Origin of the sequence: Pedobacter endophyticus, from assembly GCF_015679185.1 — a bacterium.
In the GTDB taxonomy this organism is placed as follows: domain Bacteria; phylum Bacteroidota; class Bacteroidia; order Sphingobacteriales; family Sphingobacteriaceae; genus Pedobacter; species Pedobacter endophyticus.
This window is the reverse complement of sequence record NZ_CP064939.1, coordinates 4,903,105-4,916,469: the sequence shown is the minus strand read 5'-3', so window position 1 is coordinate 4,916,469 and position 13,365 is coordinate 4,903,105. Positions and strand designations below refer to the sequence as shown.

The 13,365-nt window shown below is 40.9% G+C and carries 8 protein-coding genes; 6 read left to right on the top strand and 2 right to left on the bottom strand.

Translation table 11 applies throughout. The annotated features are described in order from the left end of the window. Positions 1–20 precede the first annotated feature (20 nt). From IZT61_RS20055 to IZT61_RS20030, 6 genes are all read left to right on the top strand, one after another. Positions 21–1,364: a RagB/SusD family nutrient uptake outer membrane protein gene (locus IZT61_RS20055; RefSeq protein ID WP_196098775.1), complete on the top strand. Its 1,344-nt coding sequence runs from the start codon at positions 21–23 to the stop codon at positions 1,362–1,364. A 373-nt stretch (positions 1,365–1,737) separates the two neighbouring features. After that, the gene (locus IZT61_RS20050; protein WP_196098774.1) at positions 1,738–2,910 is read left to right on the top strand and encodes a glycerophosphodiester phosphodiesterase family protein; all 1,173 of its coding nucleotides are present in this window, start codon (positions 1,738–1,740) and stop codon (positions 2,908–2,910) included. Positions 2,911–2,957: 47 nt separating this feature from the next. Then, positions 2,958–3,920 carry a glycerophosphodiester phosphodiesterase family protein gene (locus tag IZT61_RS20045; RefSeq protein ID WP_196098773.1) on the top strand — a complete coding sequence of 321 codons (963 nt, stop codon included), beginning with the start codon at positions 2,958–2,960 and terminating at the stop codon, positions 3,918–3,920. A gap of 564 nt (positions 3,921–4,484) precedes the next feature. Then, a complete protein-coding gene (gene pafA / locus IZT61_RS20040; RefSeq protein ID WP_196098772.1) occupies positions 4,485–6,143 on the top strand; it encodes an alkaline phosphatase PafA in 1,659 nt (552 codons plus the stop codon). 282 nt (positions 6,144–6,425) lie between these two features. Next, positions 6,426–9,824 carry a methylmalonyl-CoA mutase family protein gene (locus tag IZT61_RS20035; RefSeq protein WP_196098771.1) on the top strand — a complete coding sequence of 1,133 codons (3,399 nt, stop codon included), beginning with the start codon at positions 6,426–6,428 and terminating at the stop codon, positions 9,822–9,824. 140 nt (positions 9,825–9,964) lie between these two features. Further along, positions 9,965–10,885 (top strand): MBL fold metallo-hydrolase, encoded by a 921-nt coding sequence (locus IZT61_RS20030; protein WP_196098770.1) that lies wholly within the window; start codon positions 9,965–9,967, stop codon positions 10,883–10,885. Positions 10,886–11,515: 630 nt separating this feature from the next. Here IZT61_RS20030 and IZT61_RS20025 read toward each other — a convergent pair. Both IZT61_RS20025 and IZT61_RS20020 read right to left on the bottom strand, forming a co-directional pair. Continuing rightward, positions 11,516–12,496 (bottom strand): acyl-ACP desaturase, encoded by a 981-nt coding sequence (locus tag IZT61_RS20025; RefSeq protein ID WP_196098769.1) that lies wholly within the window; start codon positions 12,494–12,496, stop codon positions 11,516–11,518. Between the two features lie 287 nt (positions 12,497–12,783). Beyond that, a complete protein-coding gene (locus IZT61_RS20020) occupies positions 12,784–13,083 on the bottom strand; it encodes a helix-turn-helix domain-containing protein (protein WP_196098768.1) in 300 nt (99 codons plus the stop codon). Positions 13,084–13,365 lie beyond the last annotated feature (282 nt).

Genomic DNA, 13,365 nt, shown 5'->3' with positions numbered 1-13,365 from the left:
ACATAAACAAACTCATTCTCATGGCTATAGCAATGATATGCTGTGTATCTTGCTCGAAAAAGCTAGATTCTTTATCCCCAAAAGATGCCATTCCGCTAGAAAACCTTTCTGATAAGGATATTGCCTTGCTTCGCAACGGTATTTATAACAAAATGGAAGACGCTGTCTTCTCGTTTTGGTTTGATTTTGATAAAAGAGGAGAAAACTTTGTATCAGGTCCGGGTTTTAGCTTAATAGATCCAATCAATATGTCTCCAGAATCTACAGATATAGGTGGAATGTGGCGTTCTATTTATACTAATTTAGACAAAGTGAACTCGTTTATTGAAACCATTGATAACCTCGGTGCTGCCGCCACCCCGACTGAGGTTTCGTATAAAGGAGAAGCACTTTATTTCAGGGCTTTGTTATATTATAATTTGGTTATCCGTTGGGGAGATGTTCCGATCTTGACAAAAAGCACATTTGAAAAAGTTCAACGCTCGCCTGCTGCAGATGTGTGGAAACAAATCATTACCGACCTTACAACTGCCGAACCCTTAGTCGCTACCTATACCAATAGTTATTATGTTTCTCAACCTGCGGTACAAGCCTTATTAGCGAAAGTATACTTGGCACAAAAGAATTATGATGACGCCATCACTTATGCCAATAAAGTAATTGTTACGGGAAAGTTTGCACAAGCAACAGATGCAAATGGCTATGCCGCTATGTTTGTATCAGCATCTACCAGCAAAGAACTCATATTTGCACTTGCTAATAATACAATAAACAATCAGCATCTTTTTTATCAAGATGTAAATGATGTTGATGCCACTTGGGATTTCAGCCCCGACCCAGCATTATTTACAAATTTGTACGCCGATAATACTAATGGCGCTGTTATTAGGGCAAATGACAAAAGAAAAACTGCTGTTTTCATTTCAAATAACACAAGGCTCACCAAATTTCCAAATGGCAAAACAGGGCAGCAATTGGTAGCCACGGCAAGTGCCATTTCAACACCAATTGTTATTTCAAGATATTCAGATGTGCTACTGATACTGGCAGAATCACAATCATTATCGCCAAATTCTTCTATTGGTGCAGCCGCAGCCACATTGAATCCATATTTTGCAAACAGATACAGCAATCCGCCAAGGCAAGCAGCCGTTGCAGCGCTAAGCCCTGCAGCATTTCAAAACCTGATTTTAAATGAAAGAAGACGAGAATTTTATGGCGAAGGACAATGGTGGTACGATGTAAAACGGACAAACAGAACTGATTTATTTAGCACTTTGGGCGGGCGCAGTTACTTATTGCTCTACCCCATACCGCAAACAGAACGAGATTTGGCAGGTTATACGCAAAACACTGGATATTAAGGTGCTGATATATTTGGCCAAAAATACACAGGTATGCTTCTCCATCATACGCCGTTGATTTCAGTCAACGGCAATGAATTGAATTGCAAACTGCCTAATAGCACCAAGTATGAATGGTTGTCATTCCCCTTGTTAGTCCTTGCTCCAAAGAAGCTATTTTGTTGTGCATTATTCTAATAGCTATCAAAATTCATCGGTAATATTTGTGGCAATCTCCAATTTGGTTTTAGCACAAGGGGATTGCCATCCCGATGAATGGGGAAATTTTGTGCTTGTAGTATAATAGGGATGCTTCCTGCATCAGCAGATGCTTAGACAAACGCTTTGCGATTAACAATTTAAGTATAAACTTATTAAAACAAAGGCGATGAAATTGAAAAATATTTTATTGATAGCGGCTTCTTTTCCCTATCTATTAAACACAAGTTGCAGCAAGGAAAAATCAATTAATAACAATTATACCTCTGGCGCATTACCTGTGGCGGCGTTTATGATTAGCGAACCTCAATCCATAACAGGCAAGCAAGTTAGTTTTACTGATATTTCAACCGATGCAGATGATGATATTGTTACCCAGTTGTGGGATTTTGCTGACGGAACACCTATAGAACAATCAAAAAATAGCGCTCATACTTTTTCCAAAGCGGGCAGTTATCTTGTTTCGTTAACCGTTAAAGATAAAACAGGAAATACAGCAACGGCTTCTAAACGTATTTTAATAAAGAACACTGCACAACCCGACTATGGCAATTTGATTGGGATAAAGGAAAAGATTGCCCTACTTTATCCTAAAGCTATGATTTGTGCTCACCGTACTGATCACGAGAACTTTCCTGAGAATTCTTTAGGAGGCATTCAGGCGGCCATTGAAAATCAGGTAAATATTGTTGAAATTGATACACGCCTTAGTTTGGATAATGAACTGGTTATTATGCATGATGCTACAACAGCACGAACAACAACCGGAAACCATACCATAGCACAAAAGACATTAAACGAATTGAAACAATTAAAACTATTGTTTAATGGAACGCCTACCAATTATGAAATACCAACACTTAAAGAATGCCTTATTGCTGCTAAAGGAAAAGTGTATGTAGATATAGATGCATCATGGGATAATACTTTAAATTATTACAATAGGATTTACAATGAAGTAGCAGCTTTAAACATGGTAAATATGGTGTTTTTTTATACTGAAACACCGGCTGTTGCAAAAGGCCTGCTGGATTTGGATAGTGATGTAATTGTTTTACTCGGGGCGGGCAATGATACCGATTGGAATAATGCCAATAACATGAATCCAAAAGCCAAACTATGGCATTTGGCTGAAAAGACTTTAAATGCCAATTATACTTCCAACCCTTTTACCTCAGGCATCAGGTTTTTTGCTAATGCTTATGTAAACAGTAGTATTGCGCCGCCTCTATCTGGTAAAGATTTAATAGTTGATAATTTGATAAACAACAAAGTGTCTATTATACAAACAGATGTCCCTATCCATATCAAAAACTACTTACAGGCAGGTAATTTATGGCTTCGGTAGCCAAAAAAATGTTGCTCTTAAACCAAGATTTTATAACATCATTAATTATGAAAATATCACACCTTTTAAAAGCTTTTGCACTTTTTGCGATAATTTGTTTAAGTACGGGTTGTAGCGTTCAGAAACTGGCTACAGCACCGCAACTGTCGCAAACGGCAATAGCCGAGCACCTTAACTGGGTAAAGCTTCAGCTAAAACATCCAGAAAATGGAAATATCCTTATATCGGCACATCGTGGTGATTGGAGAAATGCCCCAGAAAATTCCTTACAAAGCTTAGAATTTGGCATTCAAAAAGGGTTTGACATTATAGAATGTGATTTAAAAAGAACCAAGGACGGTGCTTTGATCATTATGCACGATAAAACCATCGACAGAACAACAACAGGAAAAGGAAAGCCCGAAGAATATACCTTAGCTCAATTAAAGCAATTCAAACTTACCAACGCTACCGGCCACCCCACTAACCATACCATTCCAACATTGGAGGAATATCTTATTTCGGCAAAAGCCAGAGCGATATTATGCATCGACAAAGGGTTCGAATATTTCGACCAGGCAATGGAGTTGGTAAACAAGCGTGACATGAAAAGTCAAATCATTTATAATGTTCCAGCAATAACGCTTGATAGTTTACAATCGTTGCAGCTAAAACATCTTGATAGCGATTTAATGCTCAACATCCTTGGTTTCCCAACAGATGTAAGCAAGGCAAGGCAACTGAGCCAAACCTACATCGATAGAAAGAATGCCATCATGCACCCTACCTTTAAATCTGATACAATCGCGTTTGTAAAGTGGGTGCCTACGGTTAAAGCTGATGGGCATCACCTTTGGTTAAATGCACTTTGGCCCGAGCACAACGGCGGCCATGATGATGACAAAGCCGTTGAAGAAAATAAGCCCGATGAAGCTTGGGGCTGGTTAATCGCTCATGGAGCAACAATAATACAAACCGATCGGCCAAAAGAACTCTTGCAGTATTTAAGAGAAAAGCGGCTTCATAGATAAAGTCGTTAATTGTTGAAATTGGTTAATTGCTAATAAAAAAAATAAGAGCCGGGGAAAGCGCTGTCGATTGTTCGGTGAACAATTCTTCTTGCCTCGATCAGATAGATCGGATGAAAGCATAATAAAAACGTCGCTCACCAATTAAACAATGAACTAATCTGGGGCAGGCGTCTCGCCTATGCTTATTCAATTATTTATGTTACTCTTCAATACAAATAATGCATATGTCATCGTGGCGAGACGCTACGACGAGGTAGCGTGTGATTAATCTCTGGTTCTTCGATTGAAACTCCTCCCAACGTAATCTAGTTAACGATACGACAAGAACGTTGTCACCCTGAGCGGAGTCGAAGGGCGGATACAAGAAGCCAATGAACAAATGACTAATGACAATATCAATAAACCTGAAATTTAGTCATCGGATGGATATAGCAGCCACGTCAAGTATTCATCCGATGACTAATGACCATTGAACCTATAAACCAACAGGTTTCTAAATCTTTACACAAACTTCAAAATAACTTTACCTAAAAGTTGTTACTTTAGCCATTTAACAAAAACAGAATGAAGAAAATATCCTATTTACTCTTTTCCCTTTCCCTCCTTTCTGCATCCTTTGCAGAGGCACAAACCAAAAAAGCTTCAGCAATAAACGCAAAAACTTTTCCCGCCGAAGTTGCCCGCCCGAAACTGGTAGTTGGTTTAGTTGTCGATCAAATGCGTTGGGATTACTTGTACCGCTACTATAATCGTTACAGCAACGGAGGCTTCAAGAGATTGGTAAATGAGGGTTTCTCTGTCGAAAACACTTTTATTCCCTATACCCCAACCTACACCGCTTGTGGTCATACCTGCATTTACACGGGTTCGGTACCAGCAGTTCATGGTATAATTGGTAACGATTGGTACGATCCCGAAACTAAGAAAAACGTGTATTGTACCGAAGATTCAACCGTTTCTACCGTTGGAAGTACGCCTTCAACCGAAGGCAACATGTCGCCAAAAAACATGCTTACAACAACAATTACCGATGAGCTAAGGTTGGCTACAAATTTTAAGGGTAAAGTAATCGGAATCTCGCTGAAAGATAGAGGTTCTATTCTTCCCGCCGGCCATGCCGCAAACGCCGCTTACTGGTATCAGGGCAGCACCGGGAACTGGATTACCAGTACATACTACATGAAAGCAGTACCCACCTGGATAGCCGATTACAATAAAATGAAACTGGCTAACAAATTTTACGCAAAAAACTGGGAAACGTTATACCCGATTAACACTTACGTAAACAGTACCAGCGATGAAAAAGCCTACGAGGGCAAAACAAGCACTTTTCCTCATCAACTCACGCAAAACATCGATAAAAACTTTGATGCCATTCGCGGCACTCCTTTTGGCAATACCATCACCCTCGATTTAGCTAAGCTGGCCATTTTATCAGAAGATTTAGGTAAAGACAACATTACCGATTTCCTGGCTGTTAGCTGCTCTGCAACTGATTATGTAGGTCACGGTTACGGGCCGAATTCAATTGAGGCCGAAGACACTTATCTGCGTTTGGACAAAGATTTTGAGGAATTTTTTAACTATTTAGATAAACAGGTTGGCAAAGGAAATTACACCATTTTCTTAACCGCCGACCACGGAGCAGCCCATGTGCCCGGATTTATGAAAGAGAACAAGCTTTTGGCAGGCGTGGTAAGCGATCGGGAAATTGCCAGAAAATTAAATGCTTACCTCAACGATAAATTTAAGGTTAATAATGTAGTTTTAAAATCGATGAATAATCAGATTATCTTCGATCACGATAAAACCGATAACGGAAAGGTGAGCTTCGACGAAATCAAGTCGGCATCCGTTGAGTTTTTAAAAAGACTCGAAGGTTTCCAAAATGCTGTCGATATCTCGAAAATTTCTCAGGCCACGCTCCAGGAAATCCAAAAAAAGATGATTACCAATGGATACAATGCCCGTAGAAGTGGCGATATCTACTACGTTTTGCAACCAAACTGGTTTAATGGCAGCAGTACCGGTACCACACACGGAAACTGGAATCCTTACGATTCGCACATTCCACTCGTTTTTATGGGTTGGGGAATTAAATCCGGCGCTACGAACAAGATGCACTACATGACGGATATTGCACCAACCTTAGCGGCATTATTGCATATTCAAACGCCTAACGGAACCGTTGGCGAGCCCATAACCGAAATAACAAATAAGTAAGGTTGAAAGTAGAGGGCTTTAAGGTGGCAGGTTTACCTCCTATACCTAAAGCCCTCAGCTTTTTTTACCATTTACGAGCATCCAAGTCTTTTCCCAAAGGGATGCCTTTGGCACAGCTTTGGTCTTTTACCTTTAGTCTTTCAGCTTTGGCCTTTAAGCTTTGGTCTTTCAGCTTTAGTCTTTCAGCTTTCTACCTTCCACCCTTTCCACCTTATTCACTACCTTTGTTGAACCAAATATTGGGAACAAGCTTAAAATTTAATTAAGCCTTAAATCCATAGCATGCAACAAGTAGAGATATATAAGCCAAAAAATAAAATCCGTTTTGTAACCGCCGCCTCACTTTTCGATGGGCACGATGCTACCATCAATATCATGCGCCGCATACTTCAATCATCAGGCGCAGAGGTCATTCATCTTGGCCACAACCGCTCCGTAGAAGAAGTGGTTAATTGCGCCATTCAAGAAGATGTTCAAGGCATTGCCATGACTTCTTACCAGGGCGGCCATATCGAGTACTTTAAATACATGTACGATCTGCTGCAAGAAAAAGGTGCAAACCACATCAAGATATTTGCTGGCGGTGGCGGTGTAATTCTTCCTACAGAAATCGAAGAATTAGAGGCTTATGGTATTTCCAAAATATATTCGCCCGATGATGGCCGTAAGATGGGTTTGCAAGGCATGATCAACGATATGCTCATCAAAACTGACTTCGTTACCGTAAGCAACATTGAAAAAACGGAGGTTGTTCAGCTTTCAACTAACGAAGATAAAAATATCGCCAGGCTGATCTCATTTGCCGAAAACAACGCCGATAATTTTTATGAAACAATCGGTTCCTCCCCTTTAAGCGAACTGGGAAAAGCTCCCGTTTTAGGCATTACGGGTACAGGCGGGGCGGGCAAATCATCGTTAGTTGATGAACTGGTGCGCCGGTTTTTGGTAGAAGTAAAGGATAAAACTTTGGCTATTATTTCTGTCGACCCATCAAAGCGGAAAACCGGAGGTGCACTGCTGGGCGATCGCATTCGCATGAATGCCATTAACAATCCACGGGTGTACATGCGCTCGCTGGCCACCAGACAGGCAAATTTAGCTTTATCTAAAAACGTTCAGGAAAGTATCGACATTTGCAAGGCAGCGGGCTACGATTTAATCATTGTCGAAACCTCGGGCATCGGTCAATCCGATACCGAAATAACCGAACATTGCGATGTTTCGCTCTACGTAATGACGCCAGAATTCGGAGCAGCCACCCAGCTCGAAAAGATTGATATGCTCGATTTTGCCGACTTGGTAGCCATTAACAAGTTTGATAAACGAGGCGCTTTAGATGCCTTGCGTGACGTTAGGAAACAGTATAAGCGCAACCACAATATTTTTGACGCCAAAGACGAGGAGATTCCTGTTTATGGAACTATGGCGTCACAATTTAACGACCCGGGTATGAACAATTTGTTTGTTGCGTTAATGCAGCAGATAAAGCAGAAAACCGGGATTGATTTTGAGGCGAAAATGGAACTGACTCGCGATCAATCTGAAAAGATTTATATCATTCCACCCGATAGAACCAGGTATTTATCTGAAATTGCCGAAGCTAGCCAACACTACAGCGAATGGGTTGAAAAACAAGTAGGCCTAGCCCGTAAAATGTATCAGCTACAAGGCGTAATCGATTTACTGGACGATAAAAATTCCTCTCCATCTATCGCAAGTGGTCCGCAGGACGGGGTGTTAAAAAGTCTGACCGCAAACTTTGAGTTTTTCGAAGAACAACTGGATGGCAATTGCAAACGGTTAATTCGGCAATGGCCCGAAACCAAACGCGCCTACAAGGAAGAATTCTTCATTTACAAGGTGCGTGATAAGGAAATAAAACAACCGCTGTTTTACGAATCCTTATCAAAACTGAATATTCCAAAGGTCGCCCTACCGCGTTACGAAGATTGGGGAGATATTTTGCGTTGGCTCTTAACCGAAAACTTGCCCGGCGAATTTCCATATGCTGCTGGCGTTTTTCCCTTAAAACGCGAGGGCGAAGACCCAACCCGCATGTTTGCGGGCGAGGGCGGCCCAGAAAGAACCAACAAGCGCTTCCATTATGTATCACTCGGCCAACCTGCGCACCGCTTATCTACGGCTTTCGATTCGGTGACATTATACGGCGAAGATCCGCACATTCGTCCAGATATTTACGGCAAGATTGGAAATTCGGGCGTTAGTATTGCAACGTTAGATGACGCTAAGAAACTGTATTCAGGTTTCGATCTTTGTGCGCCTTCAACCTCGGTATCGATGACGATAAACGGCCCTGCTCCTATGCTCTTAGGCTTTTTTATGAATGCAGCCATCGATCAACAATGTGAAAAATATATTATCGAAAATAAGCTCGAAAACGAGGTTAACGCAAAAATTGATGCCATTTATAAGGCAAAAAATATCGAAAGGCCGACATATAGCGGTGCTTTGCCCGAAGGCAACAACGGATTGGGCTTAATGCTTCTGGGCGTTACTGGCGATCAGGTTTTACCAGCCGAAGTTTATACAGAAATAAAAGCAAAAGCCATAAGTGCCGTGCGTGGAACTGTTCAAGCTGACATTTTAAAAGAGGATCAGGCACAAAACACCTGCATCTTCTCTACGGAGTTTGCCTTGCGCATGATGGGTGATATCCAGAAATACTTCATCGACGAAAAAGTACGTAACTTTTATTCCGTTTCTATTTCGGGTTACCACATTGCCGAAGCGGGCGCTAATCCTATCTCCCAACTCGCTTTCACGCTAAGCAACGGTTTCACTTTTGTTGAGTATTATTTAAGCCGGGGCATGCATATCGATGATTTTGCACCAAACCTTTCCTTCTTTTTCTCGAATGGGATAGATCCCGAATATGCGGTAATTGGTCGGGTAGCGAGACGCATTTGGGCCAAGGCAATTAAAAACAAATACAAAGGAAACGAGAGATCGCAAAAATTGAAATACCATATTCAAACCTCCGGTCGCTCGTTACATGCTCAAGAAATCGACTTCAACGATATCAGAACGACCTTGCAGGCGCTTTATGCCATTTACGATAATTGCAACTCGCTGCATACCAATGCTTACGATGAAGCCATTACTACGCCAACCGAGGAATCGGTACGGCGGGCAATGGCCATACAGCTGATTATAAATAGGGAACTTGGCTTGGCAAAAAATGAAAACCCATTGCAGGGCGCCTTTATAATTGAGGAACTAACCGATTTGGTTGAGCAAGCAGTTTTAGATGAATTTAAGCGAATTAACGATCGTGGCGGCGTTTTAGGCGCTATGGAAACCATGTATCAACGTGGTAAGATTCAGGAAGAAAGCTTATATTACGAAACCTTGAAACACTCGGGCGAATACCCAATTGTGGGGGTAAACACTTTTCTGAACAAAAAAGGGTCGCCAACCATTGTGCCCGGAGAAGTAATAAGGGCTACTGAAGATGAAAAGCAATATCAAATAGCAACTTTAACAAAATTTCAGGAGCGCAACGCCGATCAATCGGCAGAGGCGCTAAAGCAACTTCAAAAGGTTGCCGTTGAAGGAGAAAACATTTTTAAGCAATTAATGGAAGTTTGCAAGGTTTGTTCGCTCGGCCAAATTAGCCATGCGTTATACGAAGTTGGCGGGCAGTATAGAAGAAATATGTAATGAGAGGCGAGAAGCTTGACTTGAGATATGAGAAGCTAGACACAAGATGTGAGATAGGATGTCAAAGCTCCAGTCTCATATCTCAAATCTCCAGTCTCATATCTCCAGTCTCAAATCTCTAACCGTAAATCTCAAAAAAAATGAAAGCACTATTATTAATGTTCTTATCGGTTTTAACTATCAAGCTTTGTGCCCAGGAGCCAAAAACACCCTACATCATGGTGTTGGGCGTAGCGCAAGATGGTGGCTACCCACACATGGACTGCGAAAAAATGTGCTGCAAAACGGCTTGGAAAAAACCCAGTTTAAGCAGAAATGTAGTGTCTTTGGCCTTGGTTGATCCCATTGCGAAAAAGTGGTGGCTGTTTGAAGCTACACCCGATATTAAGCAACAACTTCAAGACTTCAGATCAAAAACCAGCGAAGAATATCCCTATCTGCCCGAAGGTGTCTTCATCACACATGCGCATATGGGGCATTACACCGGCTTAATGGAGTTTGGAAGAGAGGTAATGTCAACCAAAAAACTAAAGGTTTATGTACTGCCTAAATTGAAAACCTTCCTCGAAGAAAATGGTCCGTGGAGCCAGTTGGTTAAGCTAAACAACATCAATTTGATTGCACTTGAAGAAAATGCGCCACTCACAATTGAAGATAGCAAAGTAACGGCCTTTCGGGTTCCCCACCGCGACGAATTTTCGGAAACCGCAGGTTTTAAGATAGAAACGGATACAAAGAAATACCTCTTCATTCCCGATATCGACAAGTGGAGCAAATGGAACAAAAGCGTAATTGATGAGGTCAAAAAAGTCGATATCGCCTTTTTGGATGCAACCTTTTACACCAATACCGAATTGGGCAACAGGGCTATAACCGAGGTTCCGCATCCATTGGTAAGCGAAACGATGGATTTGTTTCAAAAGGAAAACAAAGAAGTTAAGGGCAAAATTTTCTTCATCCATTTTAATCACACCAACCCACTGCTTCGCGATGCGACCCAACAAAAAACAGTGTTGCAGAAAGGCTTTAACCTGGCCGTACAAGGGAAAATTTATTTTTAAACCTAGTCGCCTGCCAACGCTGTTTTGTCAGACAAGGTTTTAATTCACGTCTGGCCGGACGGAAAGGTTTTTCAAAAATCCAGATGAGTGATGATTTTAAAGCCGTCCTCATTGCGAAGCACAGCCTGTCCCGATTTCTCGGGAAAGCAATCTATTCTGCAATAAATCTCTGATGAGATTACTTCGATCGATGAAAATCGATTTCGCTACAAAGTAGCCGCTTTTGGGCAAAGACGAAAATATCAATGGCGGGAACAGACTAGTCACCACTTTTTACATGGTGTTGGTACATTTTGAAAAAAAGGCGTTATAAGGGATAGCATCATCGAATGAGAACTAAACTTATATGGCGTTAACTATGAACGGTCGTCATGCTTCCCCGAAAGTTCGGGAGAAATCTTAATGCACAAAAATGGATCAAACGCATTAGGATTTCCGCCTGTGCGGGAATGATGAGCAATGAAAAGAAATGTGTTTACACGATAGGACTTCTTCGGACAAACAACCCGGAAATTTCGGGATTAAAGTGCCTCTTCACTTGTTGAGCCCTGCATCTATAAAACCACTTTCAAAAACTTTTAAACAAAAAAGCCCCGAATTTATCGAGGCTTATAGATTTTTATGATAGGTTTACCCGGCAATCCAGGTAAATTTATAATCAATCGTTGGATTTTTCATTCTTTCAGCAACACGTAACAAACGCGAAGGCAAGGCCATAATGTAGTCGCGGGCTTTTTCACCAGCTTCGTTTAAGTCTCTCATGCCCTCAATTTTCCAGTCGATAATTAACTGTTGCATAATATCAACATAATCGATAGCCGTGTAAACGCCTAAACGTTGTGCGGCATCGGTAAAATGGCCGAATGTTTGGCCGATTTTTAAGCCTACTTCTCTTAAAAAATGCGCTGGCATTACAATCTTTTTACGCATCATATCTTCAAATGCAAGCATCGCCTCATTTGGATCGACCGCAAAAATCTGATTCATAAAATCTCTGTACGCTTTCGCATGTCTTGCCTCATCAGAAGCAATTACACCACACATTTTGGATAATAAGGTATCGCCATCTTTTTTAGCTAATGAAGCAACCCTTCTGTGCGAAATGTTGGTGGCCATTTCCTGAAACGATGTATAAATGAAATTGCGATAAGGGTCATGTCCGGTACCAATATCAAAGCCATCGGCAATTAAATATTGTGTTGATATCTCCATTTGGCGCATATCAACCCGTCCTGATAGGTATAAATATTTGTTCAGCAAATCACCATGACGGTTTTCTTCCGCTGTCCAGTGTCGGTTCCATTTCATCCAACCTCCGTCTTCCTTCATGCTGGGTCCCTGCACCATGGCTAACCACGATTCGTAGGTAGGAAGCGCTTCCTCGGTGATGGTATCACCGATTAAAACGGCTACTAAATCGTAAGAAAGATCTTTAGCGCTTTCTCTCAGTACTCGTATATCTTGATAAAATGTATCGCTGGTAGAGTCGGGCAGAAAGTCAGATGGTTGCCAGTTAGTATCAATTGGTTTAAGATAGGTATCCATCATATCAAGCATGTACTTCTCGATATGCACCATCACTTCACCTCTTTTTTCCGCAAAAAAACTCATTTCTTATATTTATGTATAGTATCAATGCAAAGATAACCAAATAAAGTGGCAAACGCCATTATATTAACATATTTGCAAATAATCAGTTTTAAAAATGATGTTTATCACTATTTGATATTGTTTAGGGCCATAAAAACGAAATCTGCTAATTACCGCCTGCAGTTTGCATCACCAAAAGATTTTAGTTGTAGCCTATAATAACGCCTCTGTAAAACAAAATAGGGATGGCAACATGCGCCTCCGACATTAAATTGGCGTACAGGAACCAGTGCTAAATAGCGCTTAAACTAATCGATCTGCTGATCAATAAGCTGATAGTTTTCGGCTACCGTTCCGCTAATTGCCAGTGGAAGCCAGCAGTAACTTTTTGTATCGTAGCCTTTTTCGGCGAAGGCCAAAATCTGGCAGGCCTTTAAACGTAGTATTTCGGCAAGTTGATATAGTCTTTTCGTATCCATATCTACCCTTCCATGTTCCATGTTGGCATAGCTGTTTACTGTTACGCCGAGTTTATGCGCCATGTACACCTGAGTAAAGCCGTGGTATTGGCGACAAGCTTTAATTACTTTTCCAATTTCTCTTTTCATAAGTTTTATCTAATGCTAAAATAATTGGATGATTCTTTATAAAGATAACATAATTTTCCTTAAAACGAAATGTTTTGACCGCCTATCGCATAAAGAAACGCTTTTTTTGACTGAAAAAATAAAGATATAGTACTCAAAGCGGCTTTGTCTTATCAGTAAGATATAAATTACTTACTAATTAGCATAAATTAGATTTAGGTAGAATATTATTGCTTAGTCGTTAACAAAAAGATAACTTTATTGAATAGTTATAAGCTTTATTGAATTAAAAACCTATTATTT